Annotated in this window: 25 protein-coding genes and 1 pseudogene; 19 read left to right on the forward strand and 7 right to left on the reverse strand. The window is 45.2% G+C overall.

The features are described 5' to 3' along the window. The first annotated feature begins 5 nt into the window (after positions 1-5). The 9 genes from mazG to yjgA all read left to right on the forward strand — a co-directional run bounded on the left by mazG (position 6) and on the right by yjgA (position 6,683). Complete coding sequence (mazG, locus tag AZH43_RS02645) at positions 6-800, forward strand: nucleoside triphosphate pyrophosphohydrolase (protein WP_067666345.1); 795 nt, start codon at positions 6-8, stop codon at positions 798-800. Further along, positions 778-1,218, forward strand: a complete 441-nt coding sequence (locus tag AZH43_RS02650) for a ComEA family DNA-binding protein (protein WP_067666346.1) — start codon at positions 778-780, stop codon at positions 1,216-1,218. The genes mazG and AZH43_RS02650 overlap by 23 nt, the downstream gene beginning before the upstream one ends. Before the next feature lie 132 nt (positions 1,219-1,350). Further along, entirely contained in the window at positions 1,351-2,817 is a 1,467-nt protein-coding gene (gene pcnB / locus AZH43_RS02655; RefSeq protein ID WP_067666348.1) for a polynucleotide adenylyltransferase PcnB, read from the forward strand. Then, the gene (gene folK, locus AZH43_RS02660) at positions 2,814-3,302 is read left to right on the forward strand and encodes a 2-amino-4-hydroxy-6-hydroxymethyldihydropteridine diphosphokinase (RefSeq protein WP_067666350.1); all 489 of its coding nucleotides are present in this window, start codon (positions 2,814-2,816) and stop codon (positions 3,300-3,302) included. The genes pcnB and folK overlap by 4 nt, the downstream gene beginning before the upstream one ends. 43 nt (positions 3,303-3,345) lie before the next feature. After that, entirely contained in the window at positions 3,346-4,155 is an 810-nt protein-coding gene (panB, locus tag AZH43_RS02665; RefSeq protein WP_067666352.1) for a 3-methyl-2-oxobutanoate hydroxymethyltransferase, read from the forward strand. A 3-nt stretch (positions 4,156-4,158) separates the two neighbouring features. Beyond that, complete coding sequence (panC, locus tag AZH43_RS02670) at positions 4,159-5,007, forward strand: pantoate--beta-alanine ligase (protein WP_067666354.1); 849 nt, start codon at positions 4,159-4,161, stop codon at positions 5,005-5,007. 22 nt (positions 5,008-5,029) lie between these two features. Continuing rightward, positions 5,030-5,881 carry an RNase adapter RapZ gene (gene rapZ / locus AZH43_RS02675; RefSeq protein ID WP_067666355.1) on the forward strand — a complete coding sequence of 284 codons (852 nt, stop codon included), beginning with the start codon at positions 5,030-5,032 and terminating at the stop codon, positions 5,879-5,881. Next, on the forward strand, positions 5,878-6,147 hold the full coding sequence (locus AZH43_RS02680) for an HPr family phosphocarrier protein (protein WP_067666356.1): 270 nt from the start codon (positions 5,878-5,880) through the stop codon (positions 6,145-6,147). Before rapZ ends, AZH43_RS02680 begins: the two co-directional genes overlap by 4 nt. A gap of 2 nt (positions 6,148-6,149) precedes the next feature. After that, positions 6,150-6,683 (forward strand): ribosome biogenesis factor YjgA, encoded by a 534-nt coding sequence (gene yjgA, locus AZH43_RS02685; RefSeq protein WP_067666357.1) that lies wholly within the window; start codon positions 6,150-6,152, stop codon positions 6,681-6,683. Positions 6,684-6,798: 115 nt separating this feature from the next. Here yjgA and AZH43_RS02690 read toward each other — a convergent pair whose 3' ends face one another. Together AZH43_RS02690 and AZH43_RS02695 are read right to left on the reverse strand one after the other, a co-directional pair. Continuing rightward, positions 6,799-8,442, reverse strand: coding sequence for an acyl-CoA synthetase (locus AZH43_RS02690; protein ID WP_067666358.1), 1,644 nt, complete (start codon positions 8,440-8,442; stop codon positions 6,799-6,801). A 387-nt stretch (positions 8,443-8,829) separates the two neighbouring features. Continuing rightward, on the reverse strand, positions 8,830-9,102 hold the full coding sequence (locus AZH43_RS02695; protein ID WP_067666360.1) for a hypothetical protein: 273 nt from the start codon (positions 9,100-9,102) through the stop codon (positions 8,830-8,832). Positions 9,103-9,267: 165 nt separating this feature from the next. On the opposite strand from AZH43_RS02695, the gene thrS reads away from it, so the two are divergent. Beyond that, complete coding sequence (thrS, locus tag AZH43_RS02700; protein ID WP_067666362.1) at positions 9,268-11,190, forward strand: threonine--tRNA ligase; 1,923 nt, start codon at positions 9,268-9,270, stop codon at positions 11,188-11,190. A 5-nt stretch (positions 11,191-11,195) separates the two neighbouring features. Next, positions 11,196-11,747, forward strand: coding sequence for a translation initiation factor IF-3 (gene infC / locus AZH43_RS02705; RefSeq protein WP_081406755.1), 552 nt, complete (start codon positions 11,196-11,198; stop codon positions 11,745-11,747). Between the two features lie 116 nt (positions 11,748-11,863). On the opposite strand, the gene AZH43_RS02710 is transcribed toward infC, so the two are convergent. Beyond that, a complete protein-coding gene (locus AZH43_RS02710) occupies positions 11,864-12,316 on the reverse strand; it encodes an Hsp20 family protein (protein ID WP_067666364.1) in 453 nt (150 codons plus the stop codon). A 321-nt stretch (positions 12,317-12,637) separates the two neighbouring features. Between AZH43_RS02710 and AZH43_RS02715 the strand changes: the two genes are divergently transcribed. The 3 genes and pseudogenes from AZH43_RS02715 (at position 12,638) to AZH43_RS02725 (ending at position 14,064) form a co-directional block, all read left to right on the forward strand. Then, entirely contained in the window at positions 12,638-13,255 is a 618-nt protein-coding gene (locus AZH43_RS02715; RefSeq protein WP_067666366.1) for a glutathione binding-like protein, read from the forward strand. Between the two features lie 87 nt (positions 13,256-13,342). Then, positions 13,343-13,630: a hypothetical protein gene (locus AZH43_RS02720; RefSeq protein ID WP_067666368.1), complete on the forward strand. Its 288-nt coding sequence runs from the start codon at positions 13,343-13,345 to the stop codon at positions 13,628-13,630. A 7-nt stretch (positions 13,631-13,637) separates the two neighbouring features. Then, positions 13,638-14,064: pseudogene (locus AZH43_RS02725) on the forward strand (YqaA family protein). 41 nt (positions 14,065-14,105) lie between these two features. Here AZH43_RS02725 and AZH43_RS18815 read toward each other — a convergent pair. The 3 genes from AZH43_RS18815 to AZH43_RS02740 all read right to left on the reverse strand — a co-directional run bounded on the left by AZH43_RS18815 (position 14,106) and on the right by AZH43_RS02740 (position 16,564). Further along, positions 14,106-14,414 carry an energy transducer TonB gene (locus AZH43_RS18815; RefSeq protein WP_081406756.1) on the reverse strand — a complete coding sequence of 103 codons (309 nt, stop codon included), beginning with the start codon at positions 14,412-14,414 and terminating at the stop codon, positions 14,106-14,108. 45 nt (positions 14,415-14,459) lie between these two features. Continuing rightward, positions 14,460-15,209, reverse strand: a complete 750-nt coding sequence (locus AZH43_RS02735) for a TonB family protein (RefSeq protein WP_067666372.1) — start codon at positions 15,207-15,209, stop codon at positions 14,460-14,462. A gap of 101 nt (positions 15,210-15,310) precedes the next feature. Next, positions 15,311-16,564 (reverse strand): MFS transporter, encoded by a 1,254-nt coding sequence (locus tag AZH43_RS02740; protein WP_067666374.1) that lies wholly within the window; start codon positions 16,562-16,564, stop codon positions 15,311-15,313. A 230-nt stretch (positions 16,565-16,794) separates the two neighbouring features. On the opposite strand from AZH43_RS02740, the gene rpmI reads away from it, so the two are divergent. From rpmI to AZH43_RS02765, 5 genes are all read left to right on the forward strand, one after another. Further along, positions 16,795-16,989 carry a 50S ribosomal protein L35 gene (gene rpmI, locus AZH43_RS02745; RefSeq protein WP_004278281.1) on the forward strand — a complete coding sequence of 65 codons (195 nt, stop codon included), beginning with the start codon at positions 16,795-16,797 and terminating at the stop codon, positions 16,987-16,989. Between the two features lie 12 nt (positions 16,990-17,001). Next, complete coding sequence (gene rplT, locus AZH43_RS02750; protein WP_054580206.1) at positions 17,002-17,361, forward strand: 50S ribosomal protein L20; 360 nt, start codon at positions 17,002-17,004, stop codon at positions 17,359-17,361. A gap of 140 nt (positions 17,362-17,501) precedes the next feature. Continuing rightward, complete coding sequence (locus AZH43_RS02755) at positions 17,502-17,882, forward strand: hypothetical protein (RefSeq protein ID WP_067666376.1); 381 nt, start codon at positions 17,502-17,504, stop codon at positions 17,880-17,882. 115 nt (positions 17,883-17,997) lie between these two features. Then, entirely contained in the window at positions 17,998-18,531 is a 534-nt protein-coding gene (locus tag AZH43_RS02760) for a shikimate kinase (RefSeq protein ID WP_067666664.1), read from the forward strand. A gap of 118 nt (positions 18,532-18,649) precedes the next feature. Then, positions 18,650-18,862 carry a hypothetical protein gene (locus AZH43_RS02765; protein WP_005007554.1) on the forward strand — a complete coding sequence of 71 codons (213 nt, stop codon included), beginning with the start codon at positions 18,650-18,652 and terminating at the stop codon, positions 18,860-18,862. A 56-nt stretch (positions 18,863-18,918) separates the two neighbouring features. Here AZH43_RS02765 and AZH43_RS02770 read toward each other — a convergent pair whose 3' ends face one another. Next, entirely contained in the window at positions 18,919-19,938 is a 1,020-nt protein-coding gene (locus AZH43_RS02770) for a hypothetical protein (protein WP_067666378.1), read from the reverse strand. Positions 19,939-20,070: the final 132 nt, after the last annotated feature.

Consider the following 20,070-nt stretch of genomic DNA (forward strand, 5'->3'; position numbering starts at 1 on the left):
GCACTATGGAACAGCTGTTGAATATTATGCGTGAATTGCGTGAAAAGTGCCCTTGGGATCAGCAGCAGACGCCAGAGTCCTTAACACGGTATGCAATTGAAGAAGCCTATGAGGTTGAGGCCGCCGTGCGCGGCGGAACAGCGCATGAAGTCCGTGATGAATTGGGTGATTTGCTGCTGCAGGTGGTTTTTCAGTCACAGATGTACAGTGAGCGCGGCGCTTTTGATTTTCAGGATGTCGTGCAGGCAATTTCAGATAAATTGATCCGGCGGCATCCGCATGTATTCCAGAGTGAGCAGTTCTCTAAACTCAGCGCTGAAGATGTGTCTGTTTTATGGCAAGAGATAAAGCGCAATGAAAAGCAGGGAAAAAATATGTCACGCTTGGATCAGGTCAAGCATGGCCCAGCCTTGCAGCAGGCGGAAGAAATTCAGAAAAATGCTGCACAGATTGGCTTTGATTTTGCGGATGTTGAAGATGCCTATGCCAAATTGGAAGAAGAACTAAGCGAGTTCAAACACGCGCTGAAACGTCAACAATCCGACGAAATTATAGAAGAATTTGGAGATTGCATATTTTCACTGGTGAATATCGGCCGTAAACTTGGCGTTTCCAGTGAAATGGCCTTATTGGGAACGGTTCATAAATTCAGAAGCCGTTTTGCATATATTGAAGCGCAGGCCAAATTGCAGAATAAAAATATACAAGACTTGTCGCTGGCTGAGATGGATCAGCTTTGGGAACAGGCAAAACAACAATTTAAACAGCAGGCTTTCGATGAAACACCGCAACTTGAATAAATTTCAGCTCTATCTGCTGATGCTGCTGGCGAGCATCAGCATGTCTTGGACACATGCCGCATCGCCATCCAATGGGTCTTATCAGCAATGGAAGTCTGAACAGCAGGCAAAAGATCAGCAGCTGAACAGCGCTGCTGAAAGCCGTATCGCCGCCAATCGTGCCGCAGCATCGGCATCCCAAAATCATTATTTATCAAAACCGGCGCTGGCGCCTTCCACCAGCAGTGATAAAATTAGACTGAACTCTGCGGATGCTGCGCAATTTCAGCAGCTCAGCGGTATCGGTCAAAAAAAAGCTGAAGCGATTGTTGAATACCGAAGCAAAAATGGAAAATTTAAAAATATTGAAGATATTCAAGCGGTCAAAGGGATTGGCCCCGCCATTTACGCAAAAAATAAAGACCGGCTGGCATTGTAAGCCTTGAATATCTAAACAATGCGGCCTCTGTTGAGTCTTTGAACAGGAGAATCAAATTGCCCTTTGATTGTGTTAGAGATATGATTAGCGTCATCTTAAGATTTTACGTTCAGACGTAGGAGACAGCGTCTTTTGCAAACTTTGCACGCGTCAAAATGCGGTTTATCAACTGCACAATTACCTTCTTCCATTTTAGATGTGATTGATGCCTTAACCAAGGCAGGCTATGAAGCTTATATCGTCGGCGGCGGTGTTCGTGACTTAATGTTAGGTCTAAATCCGAAGGATTATGATGCGGTCACCAATGCAACGCCATCTCAAGTGAAAGAAGTTTTCGGACGTCGCTGCCGTATTATCGGCCGCCGTTTCGAGCTCGCTCATGTCTATTCTGGCCGTGAACTGATTGAAGTCGCGACTTTTCGCGCGCCGCCTAAAAAAGAGGTGACATCTGCTTCGGGCATGATCCTGCGGGACAACAACTGGGGAACCATCGAGCAAGATTTTGTACGCCGGGACTTTTCGATCAATGCGCTGTATTACCAGCCGCGTAAAAATGAAGTGCTGGATTTTTGCAATGCTGTAGATGACATAAAACATAAAACATTGCGTTTGCTGGGCGATCCGATGCAGCGCTTTGAAGAAGATCCTGTGCGGATGCTGCGGACACTGCGGTTTGCCGCCAAGCTTAATTTCAGTATTGATAAGAAAATATTAGATATTTTCACCCCTGAAGTGACTCAGCTGCTGCGGGATGTATCGCCACACCGTTTGTATGATGAGTCGCAGAAGCTGTTTACGATGGGGCATTTAAACCGTGTCATGCCAATGCTGATTGATTTTGGCATTTGGCATCAGTTATTTGCGGATATACCGCCGGTAATTACCCCATTTATTGAACGCGCTGCGAAAAATACAGATCAGCGTATTTCCATCGGAAAAACGATCAATCCGGCATTTTTCTATGCGGTATTGCTGTGGAAGCCATTCCTTGAACGCTGTGAATTTTATTCAAGCAAAGGTGCAGTGCCTGCAGAAGCCCGGGCGCAAGCAGGTTTGGATGTATTGAAGCGTCAGGCGACCCGTACTGTCATTCCGCGTTTTGCAGAAACATTTATTCGTGAAGTTTGGGAAATGCAGACCCGTTTGCTGAATCCAAAACCGCAGCAGATCGAAGCATTATCCAGCCATGCGCGTTTCCGTGCAGGCTTTGACTTCCTGCTGCTGCGTGAAAAATCCGGAGATAAAGAGACACAGGGCATGGGCATTTGGTGGGATAACTATCAAACCCTCTCTGCGGATGAAAAAGAACGGGCTATTTCGGAGTATAACCGTCAGCGCGCCAAGAGCCGCCGCAAAGCATCTCAGGCTTCTGCTGAAGATACTAAAGCAAATGCCTCTATTCAGCAGGCCGAAATTGAACCTTTGGTGAATGAGCCTGAGCCGCGCAGCCGCAGGACCCGTAAGCCGAAGAATTCTTCAGATGGCCGCCGTCCGCCTGCTGCCGTGTCTGCGGACGGTATTGGCGCAGATCATCCTATCTTAAAGCGCAAGCGTGTTCAGCGTGATTTGAGCCAAGTGGTTTTTGGACCTACGCAATGAGTGCAGTGACATATATTGGACTTGGCAGCAACTTAGGGGACTCGCTTCAAATTCTGACTGAAGCTGTACATAAAATTGCAGCCTTGGGGCCAGTAAAAGTTTCTAAACTCTACCAAAGTCCGCCAATGGGGCCGCAGGATCAGCCGAACTATTTAAATGCGGCTGTGCAGCTGGTTACCGATTTGGCGCCTTTGGCCTTGTTGGATGAATTGCAGCGTTTTGAGCAGGAATCTGGCCGAGTACGCCTGCGCCGCTGGGGAGAGCGTACATTGGATTTGGATTTGCTGATGTACGGTCAGGAACAGATTCAAAATGAACGCCTGACTGTGCCGCATATCGGTGTCATGGAGCGTGATTTTGTGTTGATTCCGCTCTTGGATTTGGATGCGGAGCTGCAACTGAAAGGACAATTATTAAAAGATTTGCCTATTTTAAAGCACCCTTCACTTGATGTTTTGGATGCTGGAAACTGGGCGAAGATTTAAAATGTTTAATGGCTAAAAGATAGGCCATAAGAGGAACATCGGGATGATTAGTCTAAGTGACTTAAGAAAATTTAAAGCGGAAGGCCGCAAATTCTCCTGCCTGACTTGCTATGATGCAAGCATGGCGAAAGCTATGGAAGTCGCTGAGATTGATACCATTTTGGTCGGCGATTCTTTAGGTATGACGATTCAAGGCTGTGATTCGACGCTGCCTGTGAATGTCAGCGATATGGCCTATCATACAGCCGCAGTGCGCCGCGGAAATTCGCATGCATTCATTTTAACGGACTTGCCGTTTATGAGCTATGCCACCCTGAATGATGCATTGATCAGCTCTAAAACGATCATGCAGGCGGGCGCGCATATGGTGAAGCTGGAAGGCGGGGCATGGCTGGCTGAAACTGTGCAAGTACTGACCCGAAATGGTATTCCGGTATGTGTGCATTTAGGCCTGACGCCACAGTCTGTGCATGTCTTTGGTGGCTATAAAGTACAGGCGCGTACACGTGCTGCTGCAGATCAGCTGATTGCTGACTGTAAGGCTGTGGTTGAGGCGGGTGCGGCTGTTTTGCTGCTGGAATGCGTTCCTGCGCAAGTCGGCAAGGAAATCAGCGGACTGTTCCCGAATACTCCTGTAATTGGTATAGGCGCGGGTGCGGAAACTGATGGGCAAGTGCTGGTTGTACAGGATATGCTGGGGCTGAACTTTAGCCATGTGGCCAAATTTGTCCGTAATTTTATGAAAGAGCAAGCGGGTGAAACTGCGATTGTCGATGCGTTCAAAGCTTATCATGACGCAGTTTTGGCCGGAACATTCCCAGCCAAAGAACATACTTTCCAAATTGAGCTGTAAAACATGAAAACTGAAACAACCATCCAAGGTTTAGCGGCATCACTGAATCCATCCCGGGCAGCCCGTAAAATTATCGGTTTTGTGCCGACGATGGGGAATTTGCACGAAGGTCACTTGAACCTTGTGCGTGAAGCGCGCCAGCTTTGCGATATTGTCGTGGTCAGCATTTTTGTGAATCCGATTCAGTTTGGACCCAATGAAGATTTTGACAGCTATCCGCGTACATTAGAGCAGGATCAGCGTTTGCTGGCTGATGCAGGCTGCGATATTGTTTTTGCCCCAAGTGTTGAGCAGATGTATGGTAAAAAGCCGCGTTTGACCAATATTTCAGTTGGCGGCATCACCGATGATTTATGCGGTTCACAGCGCCCAGGCCATTTCGACGGTGTGGCTGTGGTGGTGACGAAGCTATTCAATATCGTGCAGCCGAACTATGCTTTCTTTGGTCAAAAAGATTATCAGCAGCTGGCGGTCATCCGTCAGTTTGTACGTGACCTGAATATTCCGCTGGAAGTGATAGGCGTGCCGATTACCCGTGCGGAAGACGGTTTGGCGCTCAGCTCGCGCAATGGCTATTTAAGTGCAGAAAACCGCGAGAAAGCGCCAGTCATTTATAAAACGCTGAAAGCGGCAGAGCAGGCCCTGCTGTTAGGGAAAGCCTTATCTGAAGTGTTAGCAGAGATGAAAACAGCCTTGACAGAGGCAGGCTTTGTTGTGGACTATGTAGAAGCCAGAACGACAGAACTTCAAAAGATTGAACAGTTTAATGAAGATCTGGTGCTGTTTGTGGCTGTAAAATTAGGTGCAACACGCCTCATCGATAACCTGCAGGTGAAATATCCCGCTTCTTAGCGCAACATAGGGCAGTCATGCAATGAAACGCATTTTAATTGTTACAGGTCAATCTGGTTCTGGGAAAAGTTCTGCGCTGCAGGTGCTTGAAGATCTTGGCTATTACTGTATAGATAATTTGCCTTTGGCGTTGCTGCCGGAAATTGTGGAAAAGCTGGACAAGGAAAACAACCTTGAGCAGCTGGCCTTGGGTGTGGATGTGCGCAGCACGCGGGCAGACCTGCAGGAATTCGATCAAGTCTTTCAGCAGCTGCAGCGCCACGGTTCGGTCGATATTATTTACCTGACCACGCGGGATCAGGAGCTGATTTCACGGTTCAGCGCTTCGCGCCGCCCGCATCCATTATCCAGCCGTTTTAAAAGCCTGAATGAATGCATTCAGGAAGAGAAATCGCTGCTGCTGCCTATTCAAATGCGCTCAACCGTGCATATTGATACCACCGATAAAAGCGTGCATGATTTAAAGCATGTGCTGCTGACGAAGCTGGGGCAAGCCGATAATCTGATTTTAATTTTGCAGTCTTTTGGCTTTAAGCATGGCATCCCGCTGGATGCAGACTACGTTTTTGATGTACGGCATCTGCCGAACCCGCATTGGGATTTAGAATTAAGAAAATATTCAGGCTTGGATGAGCCTGTACAGAAATTTTTAGAACAAAGCCCTCAGACTGAAGAAATGTTTCAGGACATTTATCATTTTTTGGACAAATGGCTGCCGGCATTTTCAGAAGGCCACCGTCACTATATGACGGTCTCGATTGGATGCACTGGAGGACAGCATCGTTCTGTTTATATTGTGGATAGACTAAAAAAAGCCCTTGAGGCAAAATGGTCTATTCAGGTCTTACATAGAGAAATGAAGCACTGGTCATGATAGACACAACTGTTGACGTAATTAATAAACTAGGTTTACATGCGCGTGCGTCTGGCAAACTGATTGAAGTCACCACAAAATTCAGCTCATCGATTCAGATCGGCAAAGGTGATAAATTGGTAGATGCAAAAAATATTATGTCCCTGCTGATGCTTGGTGCTGGCAAGGGCACAACTTTACGGATAGTGATTGAAGGCGCAGATGAAGAAAAAGCTTTATCTGAAGTTCAAGCACTTTTCGCAGCGAAATTTTACGAGGCAGATTAATCGTGGCAAGTCGATCGAAGAGCTTAACTGATGAAGATTTTGATTCTTTAGAAGGACGTGCAAGTAAAACCGAACAGAAAAAAGCTGTTCAGCGTATGGCTGCTTTAGGCTCACAGCTGGCTGAGCTAAGTGCGAAACAAATTAAAAATCTGCCTGTTGAAGAGCGTTTAATTGAAGCGCTGCTCGATGTGCAGCAGATTACGTCACATGAAGCGCGCCGCCGTCAATTTTTACGTATTGGTAAACTGTTGCGTAATGAAGATGAAACGGTCATTTTGTCATATCTAACCCCGAAACAAGGGCTGAAAAAAACAGCACAGCTACAGCGTTGGGTAGAGCGTATTGTTAAAGATGGCGACCCTGCGATTAATGAGTTTACCAAAACGTATAATGCGACAGAACGTCATACTTTACGCCAGCATTATCTCCGTGTGCACCGTGATCTTAAAAATCAAGCGCCTGAGGAAGAGGTGAGTGCATCTAAGTTGAAGATGTTTAACTATCTGCAGCAAGTGGCCTTAATTTCAGATAATTAATTTTCGTTATGCAATAAAAAACGGCTCTTTTGAGCCGTTTTTTATTGCATATTATTTATCGCTGCATCTTTAGCAATGCCTTTCTTTATGCGTTAAAAAAGGCATTGCGGCAACACTAGCTTAACTCAGTATTTGCACGCTCTTTTGCCCAGTCGCGCAAAATAAATTTCTGCAGTTTGCCGGTGGAGGTTTTAGGAATTTCAGTAATCACCACATCTTTTGGCACTTTAAAGCGTGCAAGATGTTGCTTGCAGAACTCAATAATCTCTTCGGGGCTCGCTTCTTTGCCGGTTTTCAGCTCAATGAAAGCGCAAGGCACTTCCTGCCAGCGCGGATCAGGCTTGGCAACAACTGCGGCTGTTAATACAGCAGGATGCTGGTACAGCACTTCCTCGACTTCTAAGGAGGAAATATTTTCACCGCCAGAAATAATCACATCTTTCGAGCGGTCAGTAATTTTGGCATAGCCATCCGGCTGGCAAACAGCTAAATCTCCAGTGTGGAACCAGCCGCCTGCAAAGGCTTCCGCTGTCGCGTTAGGGTTTTTCAGATAGCCCTTCATGACAATGTTGCCTCGGAACATAATCTCGCCCATGGTTTTACCGTCATGCGGAACGGGCAGCATGGTTTCAGGATCAATGACTTTCATGCCGTCCTGCAGCGGATATGGTACGCCTTGGCGCGAATGCAGCTGCGCCTGTTCCTGAATAGACAAGTCTGACCATCCAGCTTGTGAAGCGCACAGTGCAGACGGGCCATAGGTTTCAGTTAAACCGTAAACGTGGGTGACATTGATGCCGATATTGCGCATGCCTTCAATGATGGCTGCAGGAGGCGCTGCACCCGCGACCATCACTTCTACACGGTGATCAATTTTGACTTTTTTCTCTTCAGGGGTATTGATCAGCATCGACAAGACAATTGGCGCGCCGCAGAAGTAGTCCACTTTGTGTTCGGCAATGAGTTTATAAATCAGCTCAGGATCGACTTTGCGCAGGCAGATGTTGGTGCCGCCATTGGCTGCGATGGTCCATGCAAAACACCAGCCATTGCAATGAAACAGCGGCAGCGTCCATAAATAGGTTGCACGCGGTGTCATGCCGCAGGCGATGATATTGCTGGCTGCGTTAATATAGGCGCCGCGGTGATGATAGACCACGCCTTTCGGGTTGCCTGTGGTGCCGGAGGTGTAATTCAGGCTGATGGCATCCCATTCATCCTGCGGCAAATGCCATTCAAAATGCGGATTGCCCTCTGACAGCCAGTTTTCATATTCAACTTGACCAATTGGCGCTGGACTGGCTTCTTGATATTCAGCGTCATCCACATCAATTACAAAAATATCCTGATTGACGAAAGCCAGCGCTTCTTGAGCGACTGCCGCAAATTCAGGATCGACCAGAAGCACTTTGGTTTCTGCATGTTCAAGCATGAATGCAATGGTTTTTGCATCTAAGCGGGTATTGATGGTATTCAGCACAGCGCCTGCCATCGGTACCGCAAAATGCGCTTCGATCATCGCAGGCGTGTTCGGCAAAAGCACCGATACGGTGTCATTTTTACCAATGCCCAGCTGCTGCAGCTGATGCGCGAATTGGCAGCAGCGCTGATACGTTTCCCGCCAGCTGATATGACGCGAACCATGGATAATGGCATCTTGGTGCGGATAAATATAAGCCGCGCGCTCTAAATAGCGCAATGGCGATAAGGCAACAAAATTCGCCGGTGTCCGTGGCAATTCATCATATGCACTAACCATTTCAGAAACTCCATGTCTGTATTGCTTTTGGTCATTTTTTTAACAATATGCAGTCTCAAGCGAACTTGCATTAATGCTTTAGTCGAGTATTTACACTAATTTTGTAACATACTGAAAATATTAGATTTTAAAATTCAGAATTTATCAAGAATGAACGCCTTGGTTCTCAAATTTGATTTTTGAATTTAAATAATTTAGATCAAAGACAGCCTTTGCTGCACGTGCAGCGCAGAAAATTTTCTGCAATTGCAATAATCGGTACAGCAGGCTCAGTGAATAAATTCTGGCGAAGCGCATATTTTTTAATAGGAATAGCAGGTTTAAGATTGAAGAATCAAGGTGGCTTATTCTTTGGGCTGATGGCCTTCTCAACTGTAATGTAGGACGTCAATGAAGCATCGGCGAGATGTTTTTAGCGCGCTGATAATAATGGGCCGTGCAGCCATGAAGCAATGTAATTTTACCGCTGCGTTTATAGATCAGATCATGCAGCTGGCTCAGGCTGCTTGCTGTCAAAATTTGCAAAGCTGCATGAAGCTCAGAAAACAGGGCCATCGCATGCCTGCTGTTCAAGCTGGAAACGCTATGAATATAATTATTTTTGGTCAAATGGTCCCAGAAAATGCGTTTTTCGACATAAATCAGCGCCAATTTACGCATCGGGCGCTTTTTTCCAGCAAAAAGGTTTATCCCTCAGGCCAAGCAGTGTAAAATTTCAATCGAATTTTATTTATCCACCGTTTTTATCTTTTGAGGGTCTCCCTCGATCATAATCTCGCGGTGATATGCTCCATGGTACGGGGCATCACTCCTTAAGGATTTTTTATGCCAATTATCACTTTGCCAAATGGCGATCAAAAACAATTTGATCACGCCGTATCTGTGATGGACGTTGCTCAAAGCATCGGCCCTGGTCTTGCAAAAAATACAGTTGCAGGTCGTGTAAACGATCGCTTAGTTGACGCGTCTGATCTCATTACTGAAGACGCAAGCCTGCAAATTATCACGCCGAAAGATGAAGATGGTATTCACATCATCCGCCATTCTTGCGCGCACTTAGTGGGTCATGCCGTTAAGCAATTGTTCCCAGAAGCAAAGATGGTTATTGGCCCTGTCATTGAAGAAGGTTTCTACTATGACATCTGGATGCCGCGTCCATTTACCTTAGATGACATGGCAGCCATCGAAGAGCGTATGAAAAAGCTCATCGACCAAGATTATGACGTCATCAAAAAAATGACACCGCGTGATGAAGTGATTAAAGAATTCACTGCGCGCGGCGAAGAATACAAACTCCGTCTGATCGAAGACATGCCTAACGAAACAGAAATGGGCTTGTACTACCATCAAGACTACTTGGATATGTGCCGCGGTCCGCATGTGCCGAATACAAAATTCTTAAAATCGTTCAAGCTGACTAAAATTTCTGGCGCTTACTGGCGCGGCGATGCGAAAAACGAACAGCTGCAGCGTATTTACGGGACTGCCTGGGCGGACAAAAAACAGCTGGCGGCATATGTAAAACGCATTGAAGAAGCTGAAAAACGCGATCACCGTAAAATCGGTAAAGCGCTTGATTTGTTCCATATGCAAGAAGAAGCGCCGGGTATGGTGTTCTGGCATCCAAACGGCTGGACGGTTTACCAAGTGCTTGAACAGTACATGCGTAAAGTGCAGCAGGACAATGGCTATCTTGAAATCCGTACCCCGCAAGTGGTGGACTTCACGCTTTGGGAAAAATCTGGACATGCTGCAAACTATGCGGACAACATGTTTACGACGCACTCAGAAAACCGCAATTATGCGGTTAAGCCGATGAACTGCCCTTGTCACGTGCAAGTGTTCAATCAAGGCTTGAAATCTTACCGTGACTTGCCAATCCGTTTGGCGGAATTCGGTTCATGCCACCGTAACGAACCGTCGGGTTCATTGCACGGCATTATGCGTGTCCGCGGCTTTACTCAAGATGATGCGCATATCTTCTGTACCAAAGAGCAGATCGGCACAGAAGTTGCGGATTTCATTAAACTGACTTTAGACGTTTATAAAGATTTCGGCTTTGAAGAAGTTCAAATGAAATTATCGACACGTCCAGAAAAACGTGTAGGTGATGATAAGCTTTGGGATATGGCGGAAAAATCTTTGGCGGATGCTTTAGATGCTGCGGGTCTTGAATGGGATCTTCAGCCGGGTGAAGGCGCGTTCTACGGCCCTAAAATTGAATTCTCTTTGAAAGACTGCTTAGGCCGTGTATGGCAATGTGGTACAATTCAATGTGACTTTAATTTGCCGGAACGTTTAGACGCATCTTATGTCACTGAAGATAACGACCGTGATCAGCCAGTAATGCTTCATCGTGCAATACTTGGCAGCTTTGAACGTTTTATTGGTATACTAATTGAACACTATGCTGGTTTCATGCCGCCTTGGCTGTCACCAATTCAAGCATGTGTGATGAATATTACCGATTCACAAGCTGAGGCATGTGAGTCAGTCGTCGCTAAACTTAAAGAAAGCGGTATCCGCGCGATTTCAGACTTGAGAAATGAGAAAATCGGCTTTAAGATTCGTGAACGCACATTAGAGCGTATTCCCTACTTGCTGGTACTTGGTGACCGTGAAGTAGAGGAAGGTACTGTAAACGTCCGTACCCGCTCTGGAAAAAATTTGGGTACTATGTCAATCGACGCTTTCGTTGACTTAGTAAAAGCAGCCGTTGCCGAACGCGGCCGGTACATTGTGGAGTAACAGCGATTAAACAGCCTGACCGTAATCAACAGGGCGGTAACAAATCAAACCGTCCTGCTTTGAATGATGAAATTCGTGCGAAAGAAGTTCGTCTTGTAGACGAAAATGGTGAGCAAAAAGGTATTGTCAGCTTGGCAGAAGCATTGCGCGCTGCTGAAAGTGTTGAGCTTGATCTGGTTGAGATCGTAGCAAACGCTGAACCGCCTGTTTGTAAAATCATGGACTTCAACAAGCATTTGTTTGATCTTAAGCAAAAGCAGAAAGAAGCGAAGAAAAAACAGCATCAAGTACAGGTGAAAGAAATCAAGCTGCGCCCAGGTACTGATGTCGGGGATTACAATGTAAAACTCCGCGCGATCATCAAGTTCCTTGAGGAAGGCAACAAAGTAAAAATTACTTTGCGCTTCCGTGGCCGTGAAATGGCTCACCAGCAGCTGGGTCTAGCTCAATTGCAAAAAATTGAAGCTGACGTGGTTGAATATGGTGTTGTTGAACAAACACCAAAAATGGAAGGCCGTCAAATGGGTATGCTGCTTGGACCTAAAAAGAAAAAGTAAGCGCCTGTTGATATAAAAAAAGCACTGCATTCGCAGTGCTTTTTTTATATCTGATGCAGTTAAGCGCTCTTGTTTAGCGAAGGGCGCTTAACTGCTGCCTTATGCTGAGCATTGCTTTATTTTGCAGAGTGTTCAGCTGTTAAAAGCTTCTGGTTAATTGGGATTTGGCGAGGCATTTTTTCTTCTGGGACAATACGCTGCAATTGAATAGTCAGCAAGCCATTTTCAAAATGAGCGTGCTGGACTTCAATGTGCTCATCTAAGCGCAATGACAGCTTGAATGAACGGCGCGCAATGCCTTTATGCAAGTACTCAGCCGTATCATCTTCGGCCTGATCGGCATGTTTACCGGAAATATTCAGGACCTGGTTTTCTAAGTGAATGCTCAGTTCATCCTGGTTAAAACCAGCGGCAGAAACGACAATCCGGTAATCATTGTCGCCTGTCTTTTCAATATTGTACGCTGGGTAGTGCGGTACTTCACTGAGCATTGCATGATCAAACAAATCATTCAAACGGTCAAAGCCGATACTGCGGCGGAATAATGGAGTTAAGCTTAAATTACTCATTGATAAAACCTCCTGCATTCAGCAAAGTGATATGAATAAGCAACCTATGCGCCCATGTAGGCATTGGTTGTACGGTCAGCAATATCAACTGATCATTGCTGTACTTTTTATATCGGTATAGCGGGAAAAATTTCAAGAAAAAAAATTAAATTTTTTCTATTCTCTTCATTTGATAATTTATCTAATGATATAAAGTCTGTTATGCATATTTTAAGATTCTAATTTCAGTTTAACTTAATGTTTCTGCCCTGAAAGCATGCTATAAACAGTATGAAAACTCGACAATGTTAACTAAAACGAGAAAAGTAGCAGGATTCTTACATGATAGATTTGTATTATTGGGGAACCCCCAATGGACATAAAATTACCATTGCTTTAGAAGAAATGGGACTCGAATATCAAATTTTTCCCATTAATATTTTAGAGAATGATCAGTTTCAGCCTGATTTTCTGAAAATATCACCCAACAATAAAATCCCGGCTATTGTGGATCAGGACGGGCCGCGCGGCGAAGCGATTTCAGTCTTTGAATCGGGCGCGATACTGCAGTATTTAGGCCGTAAAACCGGCTTATTTTATCCGGAAGATGAATTTGAACGTGTCGAGGTTGAACAGTGGCTAATGTGGCAAATGGGCGGGCTGGGGCCAATGCTGGGACAGAATCATCATTTCAGCCGCTTTGCGCCAGAACGCATTCCATATGCGACAGACCGTTATGTGAATGAAACTAAGCGACTGTATAAAGTATTGAACAATCAGCTAATTGGTCAGAAATTTGTGGCTGGAGAGTATTCTATTGCGGATATGGCGATCCTGCCTTGGATTTTGCGCCATGAATGGCAGCAAATTCAGCTGGAGGACTATCCTCATGTCAAAGAATATGTAGAGCGCTTGACGGCTCGTCCTGCGGTACAGAAAGCATTGGCAATAAAAGTCTGATCAATCGTATGGCTGCAGTTATGCTAAGATGCAGGCAATAAAGTAGAAACCACCCGACTTGCGGTGGTTTTTTATTGGATGACAGGCATGAAAAATTTCTTTTTAAATCTCACCCGTATCGTCGAAGCCAATCCGAAGGTGTATTTTGCAATTATTTTCGGCATTGCGTTTTGCCTGATGCTGTTTATTGCAGAAGCGGTTCATATTCAGAAACTGGCTGAAGCGGCCAGCACTAAAGATCAGTCTGCATTGCGGGAAATAATTCAGCCCGTGGCTTCACGCTATACGTGGTCGCGCATATTGGCTATTGCGGTCATGGTGTTCTGGTCAACGATGGAATACCGTAAAACCAAAAAGCAGCTGGGTTTAAAGTAAATTGAGCATGGCGCTGTGGATGCTGTTCCTGTCCGCTTTTGGCGCGGCGACCTTATTGCCTTTGCAGTCCGAGGCTGTGCTGCTGGGACTGCTGGTGAATGGTCAGCAGTCTGCTTGGGCGCTTATTCTTGTGGCTAGTATTGGCAATATATTAGGTTCCTGTGTGAATTGGTGGCTGGGACTGAAAATTGAACATTATAAAAATAAAAAATGGTTTCCAGTGTCCGAAGCCAAGATGATGCAGGCGCAGGCAATTTTATCAAAAATACGGCTATTGGTCTTTGCTGCTGAGCTGGACGCCTATTATCGGCGATCCAATTACGCTCATTGCAGGGCTGCTGAAAGAAAATTTCTGGCGCTTTTTAATTTTAGTCAGTGTAGCGAAGACAGGGCGCTATGCGTTTATTTTTTTCATTTTTATCAATGTATTTTAATGCGGAAAGAATCTTGAATAGATTGATTGCTAATAATTTAGCTATTTTTGTTCAAGCATAAACGGCTGATCGACGATAGTAATACCTTGGCGGTGCTTAAAAATTTGAGCATTCAACTGAGATCGCCGAACGGCTTGCAAGACCTTTTGATCAATTTCGGGTTGGCCAGAAGATTTCAATAGATAAGCTTTTTCAATTTCGCCTTTTGAATTGACATGCATGCGAACTGTCAATTGAAGAAACTGTGACGGTGAGGCCTTTGCGTGATATGAGGGAAGTGGGGGCGCAGCAGTTTTTATATGAGGCTGACATCCCAAGAGCAATAGGCTGAATAATGGATAAATTTTCATTGTTTTAAAGCGGACCTAATTCAGGCTTAAGTCCGCATGTTTTTATTAAGATGATTTACATTCATTCAGCTTAAATTGGATTTCGTCTTTAAAGCTGGATTTTTTATACATCCATAGCGTACTGGCGGTACGTTTCACCTTGATTTGACTGCCAGACACGGCTTGAATCACTTTTTGATCCAGCGCATAAATTCCTGAACCTTGCTTGATTTTGACTTTCTGTACAGCGCCATGCTTGTCTGCTTTAAAGCTGAATTTCACTTTTCGGTCATGATTGTTCAGCTGTTCTGAATCCAGCTGAAGGGCTGGCTGCTGCAGATATTGAAATGCTGTACGCTTATTATTTTGCTGCGCCTGCCAAACTTTTGAATTAAATGCATAATCACAGCTTTTCGAATTTCGGTTCGTTAACTTTAAATTAAAGGCCTGATAGCCAATTTGTGGAGCTGCTTTGCCTTCAGCATCAATATGCGGTTTAACTTGGGCTTTTTCCACAGCGCGGAGCAGTACCTGATCTAAACTTTTAATGCCGGTGCTTTCTTCTACGGTCGCTTCCTGCACTTCACCCTGTTCATCGGCAAAAACGCGGATAATTGCTGCGCGGTTTTTATTTTTTAAGTCTTCATTGCTGTAGCTTGGCTTGGGAAATTTAGACCATTGAATGCGGGTGGTTAAATGAGTCGGCAAAACATCAATGGTTTGGGTCGGCAGCTGAAGGACTTTTTTCGGCGATGCACTGTGGGCTGCGCTCAGCGGAAAGCTCATCAAAACAGACAAGCACAGAATTTTTTTCATAAGTTAAGGGCTTCAATCACTCAAAGAGGATTCATGGTCAATATTGAAGCGCAGTATTTCCTGAATTGGAAATACTGGCAAGTCTAAATCTGAAATATCGGTTATTTTTCTATCCCTTTGGTGATGTCGACTTTAAATAAGTCTTTGGTTTTTGCCCAGCTGACAACAACGACCGCCATGGTCATGCAGCCGCCAAAAAGTGTTGCCATGATGGTGCCCATATATTTGGCCGCAAGGCCAGACTCAAAAGCGCCGAGTTCATTGCTGCTGGACACAAACATGCCGTTCACTGCAGCAACACGGCCACGCATATTTTCCGGCGGATAAATTTGCAGAATGGTCTGACGCACAACAACCGATATGCTGTCACAGGCGCCTGTCATGGCCAAGGCAAATAGAGACAGCCATAAATGATTGGAAAACGCGAATAAAATAGTGAAAACACCAAAACCGGCGACAGCCAGCAGCATATTGCGCCAAGCATGATGTGTCGGCGGAAATTTGGTTAAGGCAATCATGGTCAGGAGCGCGCCGATAGATGGCGCTGCCCGTAAATAGCCTAAACCTTCAGGGCCAACCTTTAAGATATCTTCGGCAAAAATGGGCAGCAGGGCAATGACGCCGCCAAACAGGACAGAGACTAAATCCAAAGAAATCGCCCAGAGGACGATTTTGGTTTTCCAGATAAAGCGGAAGCCGTCTCCTAAGCTTTCCCACAGATTGTTTGTTTCAATTTTGGGAAAGCTGCGCTTGCTCAGCAGGTTGATTAAAACAAAACAGACGGCCAATAATCCTGCGACAGCAAATAAGCTGTTTTCACGGCCTAAGTATGCCAGCATAAAGCCGCCCAGCATGGGGCCGATAATCACGCCGCTTTGCCAGCCGATCGTGGTCCATGTTGCGCCATTAGCATACAGCTCACGCGGGATCAGAAACGGTTTAAGCGATGTTGCGGACGGATTATAGAAGCCGCGGATAGTGCCGAGCCCGAAAATTACGGCATAGATGCCCCATGACAATGATGAAATGCCGATATGCGCCTGTCCGTAAGCATGAAACAGCCACCACAGAATGATGGGCATAGGAATCGCGAAGAATAAACAGATTTTCATAATGGTCTGTTTATTGAAGCGGTCAGCAAAATAGCCGCCCCACAATGACAGCCCAATGAAAGGAATGGCTTCGGCGAGGCCGATAAAGCCCAGTGTTAAAGGATCTTTGGTGATTTGATAGAGGGAATAGGCAACAATGATTTCCTGAATTAAGATGGCTAAAGTCAGGCAGAACTGATTCAAGGTAATAATGGAAAAGTCGCGGTAGCGCAGGGCTGCAAAGGCATCATGTGCAGGCGTCATAGCAAAGTTCTTTGTCTGAGGTGCGCTGATTATAAAGCCTTGCTGCAAGCCGCCTATAATTTCATCGCGAAAAGTCTATAGAAAATAAGACTAAAGCGGCTGCAGGCAGATTTTAATTTTCGATGATGCTTTTGTTTTAACCAGAGATGCTTTAGAATATCCGCTCCCTTACCTGCAGGTCGTTTTGCAATGGTGCAAACGTTCCGAACAGGTGTTCAAAAGAGGTTGTTATGCCTAAGATGAAAACTCGCCGTGGTGCAGCTAAACGCTTTAAAGCGACTGCAAACGGTTTTAAGCGTAAACAAGCGTTCAAACGCCACATTTTGACCAAAAAATCTGCTAAGCGTATTCGTCAATTACGCGGCTGTGTAATGGTTCACGTAAGTGACGTTGCTTCAGTTCGCCGTATGTGCCCATACATCTAAGGAGATTTATAAATGGCTCGTGTAAAACGTGGTGTACAGGCTCATCGCCGTCATAAAAAAATTCTTGCTCGTGCTAAAGGTTACTACGGCGCTCGTTCACGCGTATATCGCGTAGCGTTCCAAGCAGTAATTAAAGCAGGTCAATATGCTTACCGTGACCGCCGTCAAAAGAAACGTCAATTCCGCGCTTTGTGGATTGCACGTATCAATGCGGGCGCACGTCTAAATGGTTTGTCGTACAGCCGTATGATTGCTGGCTTGAAAAAAGCTCAAGTGATCATCGATCGTCGCGTACTTGCAGACATCGCTATGCATGACGCAGTTGCATTTGCTGCTTTAGCTGAAAAAGCTAAAGGCGCATTAGCTGCATAAGTCTTTTAAGACTTGAAAAAGACCGCTTTTTAGCGGTCTTTTTTTATGGGCTGCGTTATCGTTTTGGCACAGGATTTTACAGAAGCAGATAGAAATCCGGTTTTTTCATTCAAGAATGCAGAAAAGGAGAATAAAACAGCATGCGTCGGCAATATCATTTTCGTCAGATCGGGGAAGATACTCATATTTGGGATGTCCATCATTTAATTCAGCTCAGCAGCCAGCTGGCGGTTAAATCCATTCCTTTAAGTGAAATCTGCGAATTAAATGAATCCTATTGGTTTCCTCATCACCCGCCCACAACACAGCAAATTATTGACCATTTAAAATTGATTGAAGAAGCAGATTTGAGCTATCCCATTATTTTATGCGCTGAAGGAAAGGTAATGGATGGCATGCACCGTGTGGCGAAAGCGGCGCTGCTGAAAAGATCGGCCATTGATGCTGTGCAGTTTAAGCAAACGCCACCGCCTGATTTTATAAATGTCGAAGAGGATGCACTGGATTATGAGGATGATTGATATTTAATCATGGTTGAGGGCTGTGCTATTGTGTATTTCTTAATCTGCTGATAATGCCTAAGATGGATTTAGGTGTTGATAACATCATCCGAGAGCAGGATTGCACATGGCCGAAATGAACAAAATAAATGTTGTTGGAACCTCAGCCACAGGGAAATCGACTTTTTCCAGAGCGTTGGCCGCGAAACTTGGCTTGCATTATATTGAGCTGGATAGCCTGTTCTGGCTGGATGACTGGCAAGAATGCCCTGATGAAATCTTTTTTGCCAAAATTGAATCAGAAGTGCAAAAGGCGCAGCAAGGTTATGTGATTGACGGCAACTATACCCGTACTATTCCAGTGAAATGGGCCGAAATTGACACCGTGATTTGGCTGGATTTACCTTTTCCGGTCAATTTGTACCGCTCTGTTAAGCGTGCTGTTCAGCGGGCCTTAGCGCAGCAGGATTTATGGCACAATTCAAATAACCGCGAAAGCCTGACGCGTATGTTTGGCCGGGATTCTATTATCTGGTGGATGATAAAAACACATTCAAAAAACCGCCAAAAATATGTGCAGATGATGAATGCGCCGGAGTATTCAAATATCCGTTGGATCCATTTAAAAAGCCAAAAAGAAATTGATCAATTTTTGCAGCAGTTGCCTTAATACGGAAGCGGCTCTCAAAAAGTGAGTTTTGAGATAGAATTTAAGTTACATAAATATTCTTTAATCTGTGGCGATTGGCCTGCTTAATAATGAAAAACAAAGGGATAAGGACAATAAAATGCTGGCAGAAATTAGAGGTATGGAGCAGGGAAGCATTACGCTTGAATTGCAAATGATTCCGCGCAAAGGCGAGTCCGTGAAAATTATGTATGGCCCAGACGCGCAGCTGGAAGGCGAGGTGGTTGCCGTCAATCACTATATCAATCAGCACGCCAATGAGCATAAGGTGCAAATCGAAATTCGGCCGTTTAATTATTTGATTACGGCATAAGCCAGCCATAAAAAGCGCCTGAATACAGGCGCTTGCAGTTTTTTGGCTTTAAGCTGTTAAAGGCCAAAATAGTAAGCAAAGAGGCAGATCAGGACAGTCACAATAATTAATGCAAAGACACCGGTTTTTCCTGATTTGTGCTCTGCATGCGGGGCGGGCTTTTCCGCTGAGGTTTTCAGCTGAGGCGCAGCGCTGCTGTCAAATGGCGAGCTGACTTGCGTTGAGGTTAAGCGTGCCGTTTTATAGTGATTGGCTGCTTTAACAATAAATTTTGCAGTTAAATCATCCAGTTTTTGCGAAAAATGCCGGAGATTCAGCTGCTCTTCCGGGCTCAGCACTTCACCGCTTTCATGATAGGGATGCTGGATTTTAGCTTGAATAAACTCCGCCAATGCTTCTAAACGGCGCAATGTTTTATGGGCATAATCCGCTTGATAGTCTGTCGGCAGCAAAGCCAATTGAGTTGCATCAGTTTCAGGGCTTTGCAGGGTTTTGCCGTAATACGGTAAATCTAAATGCGTCGGTTCACTGAAGCCAGCCGCGAATTTGCTGTCGAACAGCTCATTATCTGTGTAGGCTTGAATATCATCCCAATTGGGTTGCTGCAAATCAGTATCAATGCGCTTTGCCAATTTTGAGTTCAGTTCAAAGCGCCAAAAATTTTCCAGCCGCAAGTCTGACTGCTGCGCAGCAGGCGCTTCATATTCGTTGTCTGCGCTGTACCACTCGGCCAGTTCTTTGCCGAAAATCCAAGCCTGTTTTTTATTGCCTTCATGGCTCACAATAAAATGCGCAATCGGCAGCAACTCAACATTGCTGTTGGGATTTTGCTCTTCATTGAGAATGCCGGAACTGTGCAGGCTGATACGCCTCACGCCTTGCTTTTTCAGGGCTTCCAGCCAAATTTGAAAATGCTGAGCAAGCAGGTGCTGGCTAATAAGGTCTCTGAATAAAAAACGGTGCTGATCAAAAATGGCATGCTGCACCCAGCGCTGAAAGCTTAAATCTTGGGTTAAAAATTCATTTCCATACGCCACCAGCGTCAGCTGCTGCTTCCAAATTTGATCGAGCGCCATAATGATTGATCTCATTGATATTGCGCTTATCTTATACTTTTTTTATTTCTTGATGCTATTGCAATTTTTACTTGTGAATGCGCTTCATCCTTTAGCTCAAAAACTGTTAGAATGTGGGGTTTTTATATTTTT

Source organism: Acinetobacter pragensis (genome assembly GCF_001605895.1).
In the GTDB taxonomy this organism is placed as follows: Bacteria; Pseudomonadota; Gammaproteobacteria; order Pseudomonadales; family Moraxellaceae; genus Acinetobacter; species Acinetobacter pragensis.

Coding starts and splice junctions, on each gene's coding strand:
- mazG (WP_067666345.1), top strand. CDS start 6: ATGGAACAGCTGTTGAATATTATGCGTGAATTGCGTGAAAAGTGCCCT.
- AZH43_RS02650 (WP_067666346.1), top strand. CDS start 778: ATGAAACACCGCAACTTGAATAAATTTCAGCTCTATCTGCTGATGCTG.
- folK (WP_067666350.1), top strand. CDS start 2,814: ATGAGTGCAGTGACATATATTGGACTTGGCAGCAACTTAGGGGACTCG.
- panB (WP_067666352.1), top strand. CDS start 3,346: ATGATTAGTCTAAGTGACTTAAGAAAATTTAAAGCGGAAGGCCGCAAA.
- panC (WP_067666354.1), top strand. CDS start 4,159: ATGAAAACTGAAACAACCATCCAAGGTTTAGCGGCATCACTGAATCCA.
- rapZ (WP_067666355.1), top strand. CDS start 5,030: ATGAAACGCATTTTAATTGTTACAGGTCAATCTGGTTCTGGGAAAAGT.
- AZH43_RS02680 (WP_067666356.1), top strand. CDS start 5,878: ATGATAGACACAACTGTTGACGTAATTAATAAACTAGGTTTACATGCG.
- AZH43_RS02690 (WP_067666358.1), bottom strand. CDS start 8,442: ATGGTTAGTGCATATGATGAATTGCCACGGACACCGGCGAATTTTGTT.
- AZH43_RS02695 (WP_067666360.1), bottom strand. CDS start 9,102: ATGCGTAAATTGGCGCTGATTTATGTCGAAAAACGCATTTTCTGGGAC.
- thrS (WP_067666362.1), top strand. CDS start 9,268: ATGCCAATTATCACTTTGCCAAATGGCGATCAAAAACAATTTGATCAC.
- AZH43_RS02710 (WP_067666364.1), bottom strand. CDS start 12,316: ATGAGTAATTTAAGCTTAACTCCATTATTCCGCCGCAGTATCGGCTTT.
- AZH43_RS02715 (WP_067666366.1), top strand. CDS start 12,638: ATGATAGATTTGTATTATTGGGGAACCCCCAATGGACATAAAATTACC.
- AZH43_RS02720 (WP_067666368.1), top strand. CDS start 13,343: ATGAAAAATTTCTTTTTAAATCTCACCCGTATCGTCGAAGCCAATCCG.
- AZH43_RS18815 (WP_081406756.1), bottom strand. CDS start 14,414: ATGAAAATTTATCCATTATTCAGCCTATTGCTCTTGGGATGTCAGCCT.
- AZH43_RS02735 (WP_067666372.1), bottom strand. CDS start 15,209: ATGAAAAAAATTCTGTGCTTGTCTGTTTTGATGAGCTTTCCGCTGAGC.
- AZH43_RS02740 (WP_067666374.1), bottom strand. CDS start 16,564: ATGACGCCTGCACATGATGCCTTTGCAGCCCTGCGCTACCGCGACTTT.
- rpmI (WP_004278281.1), top strand. CDS start 16,795: ATGCCTAAGATGAAAACTCGCCGTGGTGCAGCTAAACGCTTTAAAGCG.
- rplT (WP_054580206.1), top strand. CDS start 17,002: ATGGCTCGTGTAAAACGTGGTGTACAGGCTCATCGCCGTCATAAAAAA.
- AZH43_RS02755 (WP_067666376.1), top strand. CDS start 17,502: ATGCGTCGGCAATATCATTTTCGTCAGATCGGGGAAGATACTCATATT.
- AZH43_RS02760 (WP_067666664.1), top strand. CDS start 17,998: ATGAACAAAATAAATGTTGTTGGAACCTCAGCCACAGGGAAATCGACT.
- AZH43_RS02765 (WP_005007554.1), top strand. CDS start 18,650: ATGCTGGCAGAAATTAGAGGTATGGAGCAGGGAAGCATTACGCTTGAA.
- AZH43_RS02770 (WP_067666378.1), bottom strand. CDS start 19,938: ATGGCGCTCGATCAAATTTGGAAGCAGCAGCTGACGCTGGTGGCGTAT.